Origin of the sequence: Rhodomicrobium sp. R_RK_3, assembly GCF_002198715.1 — a bacterium.
Taxonomy (GTDB): domain Bacteria; phylum Pseudomonadota; class Alphaproteobacteria; order Rhizobiales; family Rhodomicrobiaceae; genus R-RK-3.
The window spans coordinates 100,845-116,893 of the sequence record NZ_MWLK01000033.1 but is presented as its reverse complement, the minus strand read 5'-3'; the positions used below and the strand labels follow the sequence as shown (position 1 = coordinate 116,893).

The following is a 16,049-nucleotide window of genomic DNA, read 5'->3' as shown; positions in this document are numbered from 1 at the left end:
GCTATGGTTGGCGCAACGGATTTGTGAAACCTGGGAGAACGTCCGAACCATGTTGTATGTGCTGATTTGCAAGGATAAGCCAGTCGATGGGCTGGCGCTCAGGCTGGCCACCCGGCCGGAGCATCTGGCCTATCTGTCGAGTCTGGGCGAAAAGCTGCGCGCCGGCGGCGCCCTGCTCGACGAGGACGGCAAGAATCCGATCGGCAGCCTGATCCTGATCGAGGCGGCGACGCTGGAGGAAGCCCGCGCCATCGCGCAAGGCGACCCTTTTGCCAAGGCGGGGGTGTTCGCGTCGGTCGAGGTGCACCCGTTCCGGCAGTCCGTCGGAGCGGTGCAGGTCGGCTGAGGCCGAAGACGGGCCCGGCTGGCACCGATCGTTCCAGCCGCGCCCAGGCTAACCCTCCACCGGCACCGTATAGTTCAGCGGCAGCCGCCCGCCATCGGCGTAGATCGTCTGCCCGGTGATGTAGCTTGCCGCCGGGCTCGCCAGGAACAGCGCCACCTCGGCGATCTCATCCGTCTCGCCCAGCCTGCCGAGCGGCGTCCGCGACAGGATGCGGCGGCGGATGGCCTCGTCCGACATGATCTGCGCCAGCATCGCCGTGTTGATGCTGCCCGGCCCGATGGCGTTCACCCGGATGCCGTGCGGCGCGAGCGACAGCGCCATCGCCTTGGTGAGCTGCGAGATGCCGCCCTTGGAGATCGAATAGGCGACATGGTCGGCGAGCGCGAAAATAGCATTCACCGAGGACAGGTTGATGACCGTGCCGGGCGCGCCGCCGGCCTTCACCTGCGCCACCATCTGCCGCGCCGCCGCCTGTCCGGCCAGGAACGCGCCGCGCAGATTGACGCGCAGCACGCGGTCGAAATCGGCGGCTGCGAGGTCGAGGAAATCGGCGCTGTCCAAAATCGCGGCATTGTTCACCATGACGTCGAGCGAGCCGCCGAATTCCAGCGCCGCCGCCACCATCGCCGCCACATCGGCCTCCGAGCCGACATCGCAGCGCACGAAGCGCGCGAAATAGCCCGCCGCGTCCAGCTCCGCCGCGGCGGCCTTGCCGCCCGCCTCGTCGATATCGGCGATCAGCGCCCGCGCCCCGGCTGCGGCGAAGCGTCCGGCGATCGCCCGGCCGATGCCCGCCGCCGCCCCCGTCACGACCACGGTTTTGCCAAAAAAATCGCCCTTCTCTGAAACCGGCATGGGCCTTTGTCCTTCTGTCGCCTGATCGGATGCAGGCTAGCGAGGTTCGGCCGGCAGCCGCAAGCGCCGAATGGCCTACCAAGAATTGACCTCGCGGCGATTGACGCCAGCCGCCGGTAATGGTGTTGTTCCGCCATGGATCAGCCCATCCGCCGTTCGCACTCTCTGAGCGTACCTAATCTGCTTACCTATGCGCGGCTCGTCGCGGTGCCGACGCTGGCAGGCGTGCTGTTCTTTTTCGAGGGCGAAACGGCGCGCTGGCTGGCGCTGGCGGTGTTCGTCTTCGCCGGCGTCACCGATTTTCTCGACGGCTATATCGCCCGCGCCTGGAGCCAGCAATCGCCGCTCGGCCGGATGCTCGACCCCATCGCCGACAAGCTGCTGGTCGGGGCGGCGCTGATGCTGCTGGTCGCCGACCAGACCATTTCCGGCTGGTCGATCTGGGCCGCGCTCATCATTCTGTCGCGCGAAATCCTGGTATCGGGCCTGCGCGAATTCCTGGCCGAGCTGAATGTCCGCGTTGCCGTCAGCCGGCTGGCGAAATGGAAGACCACCGTGCAGATGGTCGCCATCGGCGTGCTGCTGGCGGGCAATGCCGGGCGGGGTCTTTGCGACTGTTCGACGGTGGATATCGGACTGGTGCTGCTATGGGTTGCCGCCATGCTGACCCTATATACGGGCTTCGACTATTTCCGCGCCGGCCTGAAATATGTGATGCATGAGCATTAGGACATGACCGTAAAGCTGCTGTATTTCGCCTGGGTGCGCGAAAAGGTCGGCCATGCCGAGGAGGTGGTCGAGTTGCCCCCGGCCGCCAAGACCATCGCCGACGTCATCGCCTGGCTGAAAACGCGCGGCCCCGAATTCGCGGCGGCCTTCGAGCGCGACCAGGTCATCCGCGCCGCCATCGACCAGATGCATGTCAAGCACGGCGCGGCCATCGCCGGAGCGCGCGAAATCGCGTTCTTTCCGCCCGTGACCGGCGGTTGAGATTTGCGCGCCTCGCGCAATTGCCCATTCCTTCGGTGAAAATTCGCCTGTATTCAGGGGGCGAGACCCAGGACGCGCCGCCCGAATCGAAGGTGTGGCTGCGTCCGGCGATATGCTGATGGAATGGCCATGCCCGATTTGCTGCTCGAACTGTTCTCCGAAGAAATCCCCGCCCGGATGCAGGCGCGCGCCGCCGACGATCTGAAACGGCTCGTCGGCGAGGGTTTGCGGGCGGCCGGCCTCAGCCTTGCCGTCAGCGAAGCCGAATCCGGCCCGCGCCGCCTGACGCTGCATATCGAGGGCCTGTCCGCCCGCTCCGCCGATATTCGCGAGGAACGCAAAGGTCCGCGCGTCGGCGCGCCGGAGAAGGCGGTCGAAGGCTTCTTGCGCGGCGCGGGGCTGGCGAGCCTCGGCGCCTGCGAGACTCGCGACGACGGCAAGGGCGCGTTCTACGTCGCCATCATCGAGAAGCCGGGCCGTCCGGCGGGTGAGATCGTGGCCGAGGTCGTCGCGGATGTGATTCGCAAATTCCCCTGGCCGAAATCCATGCGCTGGGGGGCCTCGCGCCTGCGCTGGGTGCGCCCGCTGCATTCCATCCTCTGCCTGCTGGACGGCGAGGTCGTGCCGTTCGAGGTCGAGGGCATCAAGAGCGGCGGCGTCACCTTCGGCCATCGCCGGGCGCTCGATCCGGCTCTGCGCGGCAAGGCGCTGCCCGTCGAGACTTTCGCCGATTACCGCAGCACGCTGGAAGCGGCCAATGTCGTCGTCGAGCGGGCGCGGCGGGTCGAGACCGTGCTGGACGGCGCGCGGGCGCTGGCGGCCGGGGAGAGTTTGACCCTCGTCGATGATGCCGGGCTGGTGGACGAGAATGCCGGGCTCGCCGAATGGCCGGTGGTGCTCGCCGGGAGTTTCGATGCAAGTTTTCTCGACGTGCCGCCGGAGGTGCTGATCACCTCGATGCGGGCGCATCAGAAATGCTTTTCCCTGCGCGAGCCGAAATCGGGGAAGCTGGCCAACCGCTTCCTGATGGTCGCCAATCTGGAAGCCGCCGATGGCGGCGCGGCCATCATCGCGGGCAATGAGCGGGTGATCCGCGCCCGGCTGTCGGACGCCAAATTCTTCTGGGAGAATGACCGCGCGCGCGGGCTCGAGGCCATGCTGCCGAAGCTGGAGGGGATCACCTTCCACGAAAAGCTCGGCACGCAAGGCGAGCGGGTCGAGCGATTGATGAAGCTGGCGCGCGAGATCGCGCCGCTGGTCGGCGCCGATCCGGACAAGGCCGAGCGCGCGGCGCAGCTTTGCAAGGCCGATCTGGTGTCGGAGACGGTCGGCGAGTTCCCGGAATTGCAGGGGCTGATCGGGCGCTATATCGCGCTGGAACAAGGCGAGGACGCCGAGGTCGCCGACGCCATTGCCGAGCACTACAAGCCGGCCGGCCAGGGCGACAGCGTCCCGGCAAGCCCGGTCTCGATCGCCGTCGCACTGGCGGACAAGCTGGACATTTTGGTCGGCTTCTGGGCGATCGACGAGAAGCCGACGGGCAGCAAGGACCCTTATGCGCTCAGGCGGGCGGCGCTCGGCGCGATCCGCACCGTACTGGACAATGGCCTGCGCGTCAGGCTGCGCCCCTGGATCGTCACCCGCACGATCCGCCTGGAGCATAGCCTCCAGGCCAAGCAGGCGCGGGCGCAGGTGGTCGACATCGCCATCGCCGAGGCCGGGCTCGATCTCAGCACGGCGCGCCAGGACGAGATCGCGGTGGCCATCCAGGACAGTCACACGATGGATGTCGGCAAGGTGGTCGCCAATTCCGACGATCTGCTGCGCTTCTTCGCCGACCGGCTGAAGGTCTACCTGCGCGAACAGGGCGCGCGCCACGACCTGATCGATGCCGTCTTCGCCCTGCCGGGGCAGGACGATCTCTTGATGATCGTGCGCCGGGTCGAGGCGCTCGGCCGCTTCCTGGAGACCGATGACGGCGCCAACCTGCTTGCCGGGGTGAAGCGCGCGCAGAACATCCTGCGCATCGAGGAAAAGAAGGACAAGCGCCCCTTCGAAGGCGAGCCGGACGCCACGCGCCTCGCCGAGCCGCAGGAAAAGGCGCTCGCCAAGGCCATCGGCGAGGTGACTCAGACCGCGCGCGAGCGTCTGGAGCGCGAGGATTTCGAGGGCGCGATGTCGGCGCTGGCGAAATTGCGCGCCCCGGTCGACGCCTTTTTCGACAAGGTCACCGTCAACGCACCCGACCGGGAATTGCGCGAAAACCGGCTAAAGCTCCTGGCGCAAATCCGCGCCGCGACCCTCGCCGTGGCCGATTTCACCAAGATCGAGGGCTGATCCGGACACGCTTCCGACGCTCCGCAGCGCGGCTGGGGAGGGAGAGCCGGAGATCCTCCGAGAGGCATTACCCCCTCACCCGGCGCTCCGCGCCGCCCCCTACCCATGGGAGAGGTTAAGTGGCGGACGGTCGAAGCCGATTGCACGGACGAAGCCGCCCACCCAGGCACTGCCGGACTCCCGCTTCCATGGAAGACCTTTGCAAAACTTCGAATCCTTCGCCCCGGCCGTGAGAGCCGGGGCCCACTCGCCTCTCCACTTGCCGCAGCAATAGCGGAAATATGATTGGGTCCCGGCTCGGCCTGACGGCCGTCCGGGACTACGAGGAGAGGACCTTCGATACGCAAAGGTCTCCATGGGGAGAGCGCCGGGGTGAGGGCGTAAGCCTATCGTTGTTTTGATGCCCCCGGGCATTCGTCATCCGAATGCTGCGGTGAGCCGGGACCAAATCCTGAAGCCGCTAGCCTTGCGGCAGGCGGCGAGGCGAGTGGGCCCCGGCTCTAACGGCCGGGGCGACGAGAGAAGTAAATCCTCCCACGAAATCCCCGCGAAGGCGGGGATCCAGTACGCCGCAGCGCAAGTGGTTGGGCGGAAAGCCAATTTTCGAGTCCAGGATTACTGGATTCCTCCTTCGCGGGATTTCGATAAGGACATGCGCGGCGCTCAACCCCAATGCAACTCCGCTCCGCGCACCGTGTTGTTTCTGTCATCCCCTCCCGGGGAAACCTGACCGCCTTGCATTCTTTACGGACAATTTACGCGCAAATCCGGTATTCGGTCTGGCTCCGGTGCGCGGCCGGCGGCCGGCCTCCGAGAGGTTCGCATGGGTGACGTCATCTATCTCGCGGCAATCGTCGGCGGCTTCGGGCTGTGCTGGCTGGCGGTGTTCGTCTGCGAACGGATCTGACTTGAAAGGTGCGCGATGGGCCTCGAATATCTGATCGGCAGCGGCGTCCTCGCGGGATTGCTGATCTACCTGCTCTATGTCCTGGTGAACGCACAGAAATTCTAACTGCGCGGTTTTGCCCGTTGCCGGACCGAAAAACGCTTCCCGCTCCTGCCGGAAATGCTAAGGGGTGGGCATGACGGAAGACACCGCCCAGCTTCTGCTGTTCGCCCTCGCCATCGTCGCGCTGACCCCGCTGATGGGCCGCTACATGGCGCGCGTCTATGCCGGCGAGCGCACCCTGCTCACGCCCGTCGTCGCGCCCGTCGAGCGCGCCATCTACCGGCTCGGCGGTATCGATCCGGCGGCGGAGCAGCGCTGGACGCGCTACGCCACGTCGGTCATCGCGCTAAACCTTGTCGGCACGCTCGCCTTCTACGCCATCCTGAGGCTGCAGGACGTGCTGCCGCTCAATCCGCGCGGGCTTGGTCCGGTCGAGCCGGCGCTGGCCTTCAACACCGCCATCAGTTTCATCACCAGCACCAACTGGCAGGCCTATGCCGGCGAGCGCACGCTTTCCTATTTCAGCCAGATGGCGGGCTGCACCGTCTATAATTTCGTCTCGACCGCCAGCGCCATGGGCGTCGCCATCGCCGTGATGCGCGGCTTCGCCACCAGCCAGACCCGCTCGCTTGGCAATTTCCACGTCGATTTCATCCGCACCAACCTCTATGTGCTGCTGCCGGTCGCGCTGATCTCGGCGCTGTTCCTCGTCTTCGAAGGCGTGCCGCAGACGCTCGCGGATTATGCCAGCGTCAAGACCGTCGAGGGCGGCGAGCAGATCATCGCGCGCGGGCCGGTCGCCTCGCAGGTGGCGATCAAGATGCTCGGCACCAATGGCGGCGGCTTCTTCAACGCCAATGGCGCGCACCCGTTCGAGAACCCGACTCCGCTCAGCAATTTCGTCCAGGCCGTGCTGATGCTGCTGATCCCGGCGGCGCTGACCTACACGTTCGGCACCATGGTCGGCGACACGCGGCAGGGCTGGGCGCTGTTTTCGGTGATGGCCATCGTCTTCGTGCTCGGCCTCGTCATCATCTATGCGGCGGAGCGGGCGGGCAATCCGATGATCGCGGCCCTGCCAATCGACCAGATGGCGGGCAATATGGAGGGTAAGGAGACGCGCTTCGGCATGGCCGGCGCGGCGCTCTGGGCGGCGGTCGGCACCACTACGGCGGCGGGCGCGGTCAATTCCAGCCTCGACAGCTACACGCCCATCGGCGGCATGGTGCCGATGATGAACGTCCAGCTCAGCGAGGTGATCTTCGGCGGCGCCGGCTCCGGCTTCTACAATCTGGTCTTCTACATCGTGCTGGCCATGTTCATCGCCGGGTTGATGGTCGGTCGCTCGCCGGATTATCTCGGCAAGAAGATCGAGGTGCGCGAGATCAAGCTCGCCGTGCTGACCTTGCTGATCGTGCCGCTCGGCATGCTGCTGCTCCCCGCCATCGCCATCATGATCCCGGCCGCCGCCGCCGCGATCCAGGATCACGGACCGCATGGCCTGTCCGAACTGCTCTACGCCTATGCCTCGGCGACGGCGGCGAACGGCTCGGCCTTTGCAGGTTTCGACGGCGGCTCTACCTTCCATCTGACCGCGCAAGGGCTCGCTATGCTGGCCGGGCGCTTCGCCTTCATCATCGCGGGGCTGGCCATCGCCGGATCGATCGGGGCCAAGCGCACCGCCGTCGCCGCGCTCGACACCGTGCCGACGCATACGCCGCTTTTCGTCGCGCTGATGGTGGCGGTGATCTTCATTTTCGGCGCGCTGAGCTTTTTCCCCGCCGTCGCGCTCGGGCCGCTCGCGGAGCATTTCGAGATGCGCGCGGGCAGAAGCTTTTGAGGGCGGCGCGATGAAGGCGAGAGGCGATCTGGCGCTGTTCGATCCGCTGATTCTCCGGCAGTCGGTCTGGCCTGCCTTCACCAAGCTCAACCCGGTGACCTTGGTGCGCAACCCGATCATGTTCGTGGTCGAGATCATCTCGATCCTGGCCACCGCGCTCTTCATCTTCGAGCTTTGGGACGGCCAGCCGCACAGCGCCACCCAGGCGCAGGTGACGGTTTGGCTGTGGATCACCGTGCTGTTCGGCAATTTCGCCGAGGCCGTCGCCGAGCGGCGTGGCAGGGCGCGGGCCGACAGTTTGCGCGCCACCCAGCAGGAAACCGAGGCCAAGCGCCTGCGCTCGGCGCGCGGCATGGACTACGACATCTGCCGCAGCGGCGATCTCAGGACGGGCGATTTCGTGCTCTGCGCCATGGGCGATATCATTCCCGCCGACGGCGAGGTCATCGAGGGCATCGCCTCCGTGGACGAATCGCCGATTACGGGCGAATCGGCCTGCGTCATCCGCGAGTCCGGCGGGGACCGCTCCGGCGTCACCGGCGGCACCAAGATCGTCTCGGACTGGCTGAAGGTGCGCGTCACCGTGCGCGAGGGCGGCAGCTTCCTCGACCGCATGATCGCCATGGTCGAAGGCGCCAAGCGCCAGAAGACGCCGAGCGAGATCGCGCTGACCATCCTCTTGGTCGGCCAGACCGTCGTCTTCCTGATCGTCGTCGCCGCGCTCGGGCCGTTCGCGCTCTATTCCGGCGTCGTGGTGCCGATCACCTTCCTCTTGGCGCTGCTGGTCACGCTGATTCCGACCACCATCGGCGCGCTGCTGTCGGCCATCGGCATCGCCGGCATGGATCGGCTGGTCAAGGCCAATGTCATCGCCAAATCCGGCCGCGCCGTCGAGGCCTGCGGCGACGTCGATACGCTGCTGCTCGACAAGACCGGCACCATCACCTTCGGCAACCGCATGGCGGTCGACCTGAAGCCGCTGCCCGGCGTGCAGATGCGCGAGCTCACCGAGACGGCCTATCTCGCCTCGCTCAGCGACGCGACGCCGGAGGGCAAGTCCATCGTCGAGCTGGCGCGGCGCCGCTTCGAAAATCTCGCTGAGGGCGCGCAGGTGGCCCGCTCGATCCCCTTCAGCGCCGAGACCCGCATCAGCGGCGCCGATCTCAGCCCGCAGGGCGAAGTCCGCAAGGGCGCCGAAGACGCCATCCGCGCCTATGCCAAGCTTCCCGACAATGACCAGCTCACCCGCATCGTGCAGGACATCGCCCGCTCCGGCGGCACGCCCATCGTGGTGGCCAAGGACCGCCGGGTGCTCGGCGTCATCCATTTGAAGGATGTCGTCAAGCCGGACATCCGCGACCGCTTCCAGCAATTGCGCAAGATGGGCGTGCGCACGGTGATGATCACCGGCGACAATCCGCTGACCGCCGCCGCCATCGCCGCCGAGGCCGGCGTCGATGATTTCATCGCCGAGGCGACGCCCGAGAAGAAGCTGGTGCTGATCCGCAAGCTGCAGGGCGAGGGCCGCGTCGTCGCCATGTGCGGCGACGGCTCGAACGACGCGCCCGCCCTCGCCCAGGCCGATGTCGGCGTCGCCATGAATGACGGGACGCAGGCGGCGAAGGAGGCGGCCAATCTGGTCGATCTGGACTCCGACCCCACCAAGCTGATCGAGGTGGTGCGCGTCGGCAAGCAACTGCTCATCAGCCGCGGCTCGCTGACCACCTTCTCCATCGCCAATGACGTGGCGAAATATTTCACCATCCTGCCGCCGCTCTTCGCCACCGTCTATCCGGGGCTCGATGCGCTGAACATCATGGGTTTGCACAGCCCGCAAAGCGCCATCCTGTCGGCGGTGATCTTCAACGCGCTGATCATCGTGGCGCTGATCCCGCTGGCGCTGAAGGGCGTCAATTACGAGCCGTCCAGCGCTGAGGCGCTGCTGAGCCGCAATCTGACCATCTACGGGCTCGGCGGCATCGTGGTGCCCTTTCTCGGCATCAAGGCGATCGATCTGGCCGTGGTCGGCCTTGGTCTGGTGTAGGAGGGGCGATGCTGAAAGAATTGCGGCTGGCGCTGTTCCTGATCGCGGCGATGACCGTGCTGACTGGCATCGCCTATCCGCTGGTGGTGACGGGCATTGCGCAAATGCTGTTTCCGTGGCGCGCCAATGGCAGCATCGTCCTCGACGAGGCCGGCCAGCCCATCGGCTCGGCGCTGATCGCGCAGCGTTTCGACCGGCCGGATTATTTCCACCCGCGCCCCTCGGCCGTGGACTATGACGCACAAGGCTCCGGCGCCTCGAATGCCGCCCCGTCCAGCAAGCGCCTGATCGCCGCCATCACCGCCCGCACCGAGGCCGAGCGCGCCACCAGCAGCGAGCGCAAGATCCCGGTCGAGATGGTGACCGCTTCGGCCAGCGGCCTCGACCCGCACATCTCGGCCGATGCCGCCTATGCGCAGGCGCCCCGCGTCGCCCGCCTGCGCAACATGGCCGAGGGCGACATCTGGAAACTCATCGGCGACCATGTCGAAGACCGCAGCCTGGGCTTCATCGGCGAACTCCGCGTCAACGTGCTGGAGTTGAACCGCGCGCTGGATGCGTTGCCGAGGCAGGGTGAGGCGGTGCGTTAGGATGGTCTGACCCGCCTCTTTTGAGGATGTGAGCGTCGCCACTCGTCGCCCCGGCCGTCAGAGCCGGGGCCCACGAGCCCAACGGCAGGGCTGAGACTCGCGGATATATGATTGGATCCCGGCTCGCCGCTTCGCGGCGTCCGGGACGACGCCGGGGGGTTGCGCCGCCGTTTGTCGAAGTTGCATGCAATTTCAGTCGCGCCGCGTTCATCCATCCCTCCACGCCCTCAGCTCAATTGCCGCTGTCCCCCCCCGCCCAAATCGGCTGGCAATTTGCGCCCGCGCCCGTTAAGGCATTGCGGAACCCTCCGGAGCGCCCCTTGCAGCTTTTCCTCGACATTCTGACCGGCATTACGCTGCCGATCCTGGGGCTTGTCGGGCTGGGCTACGGCGTGCAGCGCAGGCTCGGCTTCGACGTGCCGACGCTGACGCGGATGCAGGTCTATGTGCTCTTGCCGGGCGCGCTGATCTATTTCCCCTCGGCCGCCAAGCTGCCGCTCGACGCTGCCTGGCCGATCCTGTGGTTCTCGCTGCTGCATTTCGCCTTCCTGTTCGCGCTCGGCTGGGGCATTGCCGCGCTCGCGGGCATGAACCGCAATCTCTGCGCCATTCTGGGTCTCGCCGCCTTCTTCTCCAATTCGGGCAATTACGGCATCCCGCTGATCCAGCTCACCTTTCCCGAGGACTACCTGCTCTATCAGACGGTGGTGCTGAGCCTGCATTCGATCGTCATCGCCCCCGTCGCGCTGCTAACTTTCCGCTCGCCGGAGAACAGCGGCCGCAATGGCATCCTGAAAGCCTTCTTCGGCACGCCGCTGCTGCCCGCCGCCGCGCTCGGCTATCTGCTGAAAGGCTATGACGTCGTGCTGCCGACGGTGCTCGCCGTGCCGCTGAAACTGGTCAGCGATGCCTTTACGCCGATGGCGCTCCTGCTGCTCGGCGTGCAGCTCGCCGCCATCGAAGGCAAGGTCGAGCGCGGGCCGCTGCTGCTCGGCCTCGTCCTGCGCCTCGCCATCGCGCCGGCGACGGCCTGGGGCTTTGCGCTGTTGCTCGGCTTTCCGCCGAACCTGATCGCCTTCTTCGTGGTCAGCGCCGCGGTGCCGGTCGGGGTGCTGCTCGCCATTTTCGCCAGCGAGTACAAGGTCGAGCCGGGGCTTGCCTCAATGATGGTGTTCATTTCGACGGTGCTGAGCGCGCTCGCCGTCACCGGCTGGGTCTACGCGGTGCGCTATGCAGGGCTGCAATGAGCCGCGCACGGATTGCCCTCACGGCAAGTTGACCGGAAATCCGCCGGAGCGAAATTCCCTTGCCGCCGTTTCGTGCAAGAACTTTGATGCATTTGGTCAATTGATCCCGCAAGGGGCTCCAGGAAAGAGGATTTTTGGATGAAACGCATCATCATCGCTCTCGCGATCGGCTGCACGGTGCTCGCCGGCGCCGCCATAGCCCAAGAGAGCCCGATCAAGAAACGCCAGGCCCTGATGAAGCAGAATGGCGAGGCCACCGACCTGATCGTCAAGATGTTCAAGGGCGAAACGCCCTATGACGGCGCGGCGGCGGCGGCGGCGCTGACCAAGATCGGCGGCATGGCGGATGAGTTCATCACGCTGTTCCCGGAAGGCACCGCGAAAGATTCATACGCTAAGCCGGAGATATGGCAGAACAAGGCAGATTTCGATTCCTGGGCGGTGAAGCTGAAGGAAGACAGCGCCAAGGCGGCGACCGCGGCGGCTGGCGGCATGGATGCGCTGCAGCCCGCCTTCGCCGAGCTGGGCCAGACCTGCCGCGGCTGCCATGAGAAATACCGCGTGCCACAATAAAGGATGCCCATGCACCGCCTTCTCGCGGCTCTCCTCGCCGCCGCCTGCCTCCATTGCGCGGCGCCGGCCGCTTTCGCCGAGACGGCTCCGGCCAGCGACGACAAGGAGGCGGTGCAGCGTGGGCGCTATCTCTATACCGCCGGCGGCTGCGCCTCCTGCCACGCGGCCCCGGCGTCGGCCAAATGCGACGATCCCAATAGCGCCGACGATCTCAAGCCGGTCGGCGGACGCTGCCTGAAGTCGGATTTCGGCACATTCTACGTGCCGAACATCACCCAGGACAAGACGGCCGGGCTCGGCAATTGGACCGAGCAGAATTTCATCACCGCCATGACCACCGGCACCTCGCCGGCCGGTGCGAACTATTACCCGGCCTTTCCCTACGCCTCCTACCAGCGCATGCCGCGTGGCGATCTCGCCGACCTCTGGGCCTTCCTGAAGACGCTGGAGCCGATCCCGTCGAGCGTGCCGGGGCATGATTTGTCCTTCCCCTACAACATCCGCCGCGGCCTCAGCGTCTGGAAGAGCCTCTATCTCGACGGCAAGACCTTCGAGCCCGATCCGGCGAAGTCGGCCCAGGTCAATCGCGGCGCCTATCTGGTGGAGGGGCCGGGCCATTGCGGCGAGTGCCACACGCCGCGCGATTCGCTCGGCGGCATGGAGGTCTCCAAGCGCCTGTCCGGCGCGCCCGACCCCGAAGGCAAGGGCTATACGCCCAACATCACGCCGGACAAGACCGGCATCGGCGCGTGGAGCGAGAGGGACATTTCCTTCGCGCTGCAATCAGGCTTCACCCCCGGCGGCGACGTCATTGGCGGGGCGATGGCGAAGGTGCAGAAGAACATGGCCAAGCTGACCAAGGACGACCGCGACGCCATCGCCGCCTATCTGAAATCGGTCCCGCCCGTCGCGCATGAGCGGCCGAAGCGGAAGTAGCGCAGGAGGCCCGCCACCGCGGCCTGCCGTCGTGCCGGGCGGCCCCGCAAGGGGTAATGCCTGTCGCCGATCGCAATTCTTATCGCCCGCGGAACCCCACTTGCGGGTAGTGCTTATTGTTTGGCCGGGCGATAGCGATTTCACTAGACTGTCGGACATCCCCCGCGATCGGTTACATCGCAAGCGATAGGAGCTGGCCTGATGGCGGAACGCGTGTTGGACACGACCGGGCTCAGTTGCCCGTTGCCAATCCTGAAGGCGCGCCGGACCTTGCGCAATATGGCGCGCGGCCAGACCCTCGAAGTGCTCGCGACCGATCCCCTGGCGGTGGAGGATTTTTCCGATTTCTGCCGCACGCAAGGGCATGAGCTGCTGGAATCCACGACCGCGGCGGGCGATGTCTACCGCTTCGTCATCCGCAATGGCGGTCAGCAGGCCTCGGAATAAATGCCGCGGCTGCGGCGGAAACGCCTTGAAAAGCGGCAGAAATTTCACCAACTCTGCCCAGCGCGATAGAAAAGCCTTTACATCCGGGACGACTAGCCGTAAGCGACCCCGGCTGCGGTGCCTCATCGTTCAGCTTAGGGTCAACTGCATTCTGGAGGACCTATGGGATGGAAACATACCGCAGCGCCGCAGACCTTGTTCGTCTGCAAAGCCCCGAGCGCCCGGTACTAGCCTTTCGTCCGCACGCTGCCCGGAAGGCGGCGCGCTGGTTTTTGCAAAATTTCCCCGGAAAATCACTCTACGCCATCAAGGCCAATGACGCGCCGCATGTGCTCGCCGAGCTGCATGAGGCCGGCATCCGGGATTTCGACGTCGCATCGCTGCCGGAGATCGTGAAGATCGCCAGCCTCGCGGACGCGCGGGCGCATCTCATGCACCCGATCAAATCGCGCGATCTCATTCGCCGCGCCTATTTCGAGCATGGCGTGCGCACCTTCGCCCTCGACTGCGAGGCCGAACTGGACAAGATCGTCGCCGAGACCGGCCATGCCAAGGATCTGACGCTCCTTGTCCGCATGACCTGTCCGAACAGCTTTTCCGAGATCCCGCTCGAGGACAAGTTCGGCATCTCCTGGGTCGAGGCGCCCGACCTCCTGCGCAAGACGCGCCAGTTCGCCGACTGCTTCGGCCTGACCTTCCATGTCGGCTCGCAGGCGATGTCGCCGGCGGCCTACGGGCAGGCGATGAAGGTGATGTCGCAGCATATCGTCCAGGCGGGCGTGCTGGCCGACGTCATCGACGTGGGCGGCGGTTTCCCCTCGATCTATCCGGGCATGGAGCCGCCGGCGCTCGCCGATTACATGGACGAGATCCGCGAGGCTTTCGACCAGATCACCGTCGGCATGAGCTGCGAGCTCTGGGCCGAGCCCGGCCGCGCGCTGGTCGCCGAGGCGGAGTCGCTCATCGTCAAGGTCGACGCGCGCAAGGACGATACGCTCTATATCAATGACGGAGCGTTCGGCGTGCTCTATGACGCGACGCATATGAAGTTCGTCTTCCCCGCCCGCCGGGTGGAGACGGAGGCCGCCATGCCGGGCCTGCAGGCGCTCGCCCCGTTCGAACTCTGGGGGCCGACCTGCGACAGCATCGACCATATGAAGGGGCCGTTCTTCCTGCCACCGGACACGGGTGAGGGCGATTATATCGAGATCGGCAATATCGGCGCCTATGGCCGCGTCATGGCCTGCCGCTTCAACGGTTTCGGCCATTATCAGGACGCGCTGCTCACCGATGAGCCGATGCTGTCCCTATACGGCCTCGCCGATGCGCTGAGCGGCGCCGCCGCCGGGCGCTAATACCGCAACCTTCAGGCCCTGGGAGACGCTTCCAGGGCCTCTTTCATGCCGTGACGGGTTCCATGATCCAGCTTCGCTACCGCGCGCCCGAAGACGGCTTTCTCGGCCTCACCTATGACGAGGCGGGCGATCCGGAAGCGGCGCGCGTCGTCATCATCCCCTTCGGCCTCGAAGCCAGCGTCTCCTATGGCGGCGGCACGGCGAAGGGGCCGGAGGCGATCATCTCCGCCTCCCCGAAGCTGGAGTTCTTCGACGAGGAGCTGTGGTGCGAGCCCTACCGGCAATTCGGCATCGCCACGCTCGAAGCGCCAGAGATCGAAGCCGAGATCGAGCCCGCGCTGACCCAGCTCGAAGGTTTGGTCGAATCGGTGCTGGCCGAGGGCAAGTTCCCGCTGACGCTGGGAGGCGAGCATTCGCTGACGCCGGGCGCCATTCGCCCCTTCGCCCGCCGTTACCCCGACCTCGTCGTGCTGCAATTCGACGCCCATTCCGACCTGCGCGACGGCTATCTCGGCGAGCATTATTCCCATGCCGCCGCCATGCGCCGCGTGCTCGACAATCCCGGCCTGTCGCTGGTCTCGGTCGGCATCCGGGCGACCGACGTCTCCGAAATCCCGTTCATCGAGCAGAACCAGGACCGTGTCAGCATCCACTGGGCGAAGGACCGGCGGCGCTGGAAGATCGAGGACATCGTCGCGCCGCTGAAGGGTCGCCCGGTCTATATCAGCTTCGACGTCGACGGCTTCGACGCCAGCCTGATGCCCGCCACCGGCACGCCCGAGCCCGGCGGCTTCCTCTTCGACGAGGCTTGCGAAATTCTCCGCGCGGCGAGCGAGGCGGGCACCGTCGTCGGCGCCGACATCGTCGAACTGGCGCCGATTCCGAAACTGCACGCTTGCGAGTTCACCGTGGCGAAGCTGGCCTATAAGCTGATGAGCTACGCCATGGCGACGCGGCCGGCGGTTTAGAGGCAGATTCCCTCTCCAAGGGGAGAGGGCGGGGGTGAGGGTTGGTGCCTCTCCGTTGACACCCGGCGCTGCGCGCCGACCTCTCCCAAGGGAGAGGTTGCACTGCGGCGAGCGGGGCGCTTTGTTTTGATGACCGAGCGCCGCTTTATTGCCGGCGGCTTGCGTTAACGTTGGGCGAGGGCTTGCATGGAGCGCGGGAAACTTCGGTAAGCTCCCGCCGTTTAGCCGTCAGGCGTTCAAGAGGAGACCAGCATGGCCGGAGTGGACATCAACGCGATCCAAGAAGGTTTCGAAGTCTTCGCCTCGGACGGCCAGGTCGCCGTCGGCGCCGTCAGGAAATTGCCGCAGGGGCGGGGCGACATCATCATCTATATCGAGAATGCCGGCGATTTCCACGTGCCGCTGGACGCCATCCGGGACGTGCATTCCGGCAAGGTCATCCTCGATATGAGCAAGCTGGATCACAAGCTGCGCGAGGCCATCCGCCACGCGCACGACGCCGAAGACCCCAAAATCGCCGACCGCACCGAGTAGGCCAGGGGACCCGCCCGCCGCACAGGTTGGCGCGCGCA

Annotated in this window: 16 protein-coding genes; 15 read left to right on the top strand and 1 reads right to left on the bottom strand. The window is 66.0% G+C overall.

Annotated elements, in window-relative coordinates:
- Window positions 1-49: 49 nt before the first annotated feature.
- Window positions 50-346, top strand: coding sequence for a YciI family protein (locus tag BLEFHOIH_RS20085; RefSeq protein WP_088347822.1), 297 nt, complete (start codon window positions 50-52; stop codon window positions 344-346).
- A 48-nt stretch (window positions 347-394) separates the two neighbouring features.
- Here the strand turns inward: BLEFHOIH_RS20085 and BLEFHOIH_RS20080 are convergent, their stop codons facing one another.
- Window positions 395-1,201, bottom strand: coding sequence for a glucose 1-dehydrogenase (locus BLEFHOIH_RS20080; RefSeq protein ID WP_088347821.1), 807 nt, complete (start codon window positions 1,199-1,201; stop codon window positions 395-397).
- 135 nt (window positions 1,202-1,336) lie between these two features.
- On the opposite strand from BLEFHOIH_RS20080, the gene pgsA reads away from it, so the two are divergent.
- The 14 genes from pgsA (at window position 1,337) to BLEFHOIH_RS20015 (ending at window position 16,011) form a co-directional block, all read left to right on the top strand.
- Complete coding sequence (gene pgsA, locus BLEFHOIH_RS20075) at window positions 1,337-1,930, top strand: CDP-diacylglycerol--glycerol-3-phosphate 3-phosphatidyltransferase (RefSeq protein ID WP_088347820.1); 594 nt, start codon at window positions 1,337-1,339, stop codon at window positions 1,928-1,930.
- Window positions 1,931-1,933: 3 nt separating this feature from the next.
- Window positions 1,934-2,191: a molybdopterin converting factor subunit 1 gene (gene moaD / locus BLEFHOIH_RS20070; protein WP_088347819.1), complete on the top strand. Its 258-nt coding sequence runs from the start codon at window positions 1,934-1,936 to the stop codon at window positions 2,189-2,191.
- Window positions 2,192-2,320: 129 nt separating this feature from the next.
- On the top strand, window positions 2,321-4,528 hold the full coding sequence (gene glyS, locus BLEFHOIH_RS20065; RefSeq protein ID WP_088347938.1) for a glycine--tRNA ligase subunit beta: 2,208 nt from the start codon (window positions 2,321-2,323) through the stop codon (window positions 4,526-4,528).
- Window positions 4,529-5,450: 922 nt separating this feature from the next.
- Window positions 5,451-5,540 carry a potassium-transporting ATPase subunit F gene (locus BLEFHOIH_RS26400; RefSeq protein WP_125461829.1) on the top strand — a complete coding sequence of 30 codons (90 nt, stop codon included), beginning with the start codon at window positions 5,451-5,453 and terminating at the stop codon, window positions 5,538-5,540.
- Between the two features lie 70 nt (window positions 5,541-5,610).
- Entirely contained in the window at window positions 5,611-7,317 is a 1,707-nt protein-coding gene (gene kdpA, locus BLEFHOIH_RS20060) for a potassium-transporting ATPase subunit KdpA (protein ID WP_088347818.1), read from the top strand.
- Window positions 7,318-7,327: 10 nt separating this feature from the next.
- Complete coding sequence (gene kdpB / locus BLEFHOIH_RS20055; protein ID WP_088347817.1) at window positions 7,328-9,361, top strand: potassium-transporting ATPase subunit KdpB; 2,034 nt, start codon at window positions 7,328-7,330, stop codon at window positions 9,359-9,361.
- An 8-nt stretch (window positions 9,362-9,369) separates the two neighbouring features.
- On the top strand, window positions 9,370-9,951 hold the full coding sequence (kdpC, locus tag BLEFHOIH_RS20050) for a potassium-transporting ATPase subunit KdpC (protein ID WP_088347816.1): 582 nt from the start codon (window positions 9,370-9,372) through the stop codon (window positions 9,949-9,951).
- Window positions 9,952-10,271: 320 nt separating this feature from the next.
- Window positions 10,272-11,198 carry an AEC family transporter gene (locus BLEFHOIH_RS20045; RefSeq protein WP_170937278.1) on the top strand — a complete coding sequence of 309 codons (927 nt, stop codon included), beginning with the start codon at window positions 10,272-10,274 and terminating at the stop codon, window positions 11,196-11,198.
- Between the two features lie 138 nt (window positions 11,199-11,336).
- On the top strand, window positions 11,337-11,771 hold the full coding sequence (locus BLEFHOIH_RS20040) for a cytochrome c (RefSeq protein WP_088347814.1): 435 nt from the start codon (window positions 11,337-11,339) through the stop codon (window positions 11,769-11,771).
- Window positions 11,772-11,780: 9 nt separating this feature from the next.
- Window positions 11,781-12,707, top strand: coding sequence for a cytochrome c (locus BLEFHOIH_RS20035; protein WP_210191767.1), 927 nt, complete (start codon window positions 11,781-11,783; stop codon window positions 12,705-12,707).
- Between the two features lie 201 nt (window positions 12,708-12,908).
- Window positions 12,909-13,154 carry a sulfurtransferase TusA family protein gene (locus BLEFHOIH_RS20030; protein ID WP_088347812.1) on the top strand — a complete coding sequence of 82 codons (246 nt, stop codon included), beginning with the start codon at window positions 12,909-12,911 and terminating at the stop codon, window positions 13,152-13,154.
- A 167-nt stretch (window positions 13,155-13,321) separates the two neighbouring features.
- Complete coding sequence (locus tag BLEFHOIH_RS20025; RefSeq protein ID WP_088347811.1) at window positions 13,322-14,509, top strand: decarboxylase; 1,188 nt, start codon at window positions 13,322-13,324, stop codon at window positions 14,507-14,509.
- Window positions 14,510-14,571: 62 nt separating this feature from the next.
- Window positions 14,572-15,477, top strand: coding sequence for an agmatinase (speB, locus tag BLEFHOIH_RS20020; RefSeq protein WP_088347810.1), 906 nt, complete (start codon window positions 14,572-14,574; stop codon window positions 15,475-15,477).
- A gap of 252 nt (window positions 15,478-15,729) precedes the next feature.
- Window positions 15,730-16,011 (top strand): hypothetical protein, encoded by a 282-nt coding sequence (locus tag BLEFHOIH_RS20015; protein WP_088347809.1) that lies wholly within the window; start codon window positions 15,730-15,732, stop codon window positions 16,009-16,011.
- Window positions 16,012-16,049: the final 38 nt, after the last annotated feature.

Excerpts from the sequence above, each read along its gene's own strand:
- BLEFHOIH_RS20085 (WP_088347822.1), top strand. The coding sequence starts at position 50 with ATGTTGTATGTGCTGATTTGCAAGGATAAGCCAGTCGATGGGCTGGCG.
- BLEFHOIH_RS20080 (WP_088347821.1), bottom strand. The coding sequence starts at position 1,201 with ATGCCGGTTTCAGAGAAGGGCGATTTTTTTGGCAAAACCGTGGTCGTG.
- pgsA (WP_088347820.1), top strand. The coding sequence starts at position 1,337 with ATGGATCAGCCCATCCGCCGTTCGCACTCTCTGAGCGTACCTAATCTG.
- moaD (WP_088347819.1), top strand. The coding sequence starts at position 1,934 with ATGACCGTAAAGCTGCTGTATTTCGCCTGGGTGCGCGAAAAGGTCGGC.
- glyS (WP_088347938.1), top strand. The coding sequence starts at position 2,321 with ATGCCCGATTTGCTGCTCGAACTGTTCTCCGAAGAAATCCCCGCCCGG.
- BLEFHOIH_RS26400 (WP_125461829.1), top strand. The coding sequence starts at position 5,451 with ATGGGCCTCGAATATCTGATCGGCAGCGGCGTCCTCGCGGGATTGCTG.
- kdpA (WP_088347818.1), top strand. The coding sequence starts at position 5,611 with ATGACGGAAGACACCGCCCAGCTTCTGCTGTTCGCCCTCGCCATCGTC.
- kdpB (WP_088347817.1), top strand. The coding sequence starts at position 7,328 with ATGAAGGCGAGAGGCGATCTGGCGCTGTTCGATCCGCTGATTCTCCGG.
- kdpC (WP_088347816.1), top strand. The coding sequence starts at position 9,370 with ATGCTGAAAGAATTGCGGCTGGCGCTGTTCCTGATCGCGGCGATGACC.
- BLEFHOIH_RS20040 (WP_088347814.1), top strand. The coding sequence starts at position 11,337 with ATGAAACGCATCATCATCGCTCTCGCGATCGGCTGCACGGTGCTCGCC.
- BLEFHOIH_RS20035 (WP_210191767.1), top strand. The coding sequence starts at position 11,781 with ATGCACCGCCTTCTCGCGGCTCTCCTCGCCGCCGCCTGCCTCCATTGC.
- BLEFHOIH_RS20030 (WP_088347812.1), top strand. The coding sequence starts at position 12,909 with ATGGCGGAACGCGTGTTGGACACGACCGGGCTCAGTTGCCCGTTGCCA.
- BLEFHOIH_RS20025 (WP_088347811.1), top strand. The coding sequence starts at position 13,322 with ATGGAAACATACCGCAGCGCCGCAGACCTTGTTCGTCTGCAAAGCCCC.
- speB (WP_088347810.1), top strand. The coding sequence starts at position 14,572 with ATGATCCAGCTTCGCTACCGCGCGCCCGAAGACGGCTTTCTCGGCCTC.
- BLEFHOIH_RS20015 (WP_088347809.1), top strand. The coding sequence starts at position 15,730 with ATGGCCGGAGTGGACATCAACGCGATCCAAGAAGGTTTCGAAGTCTTC.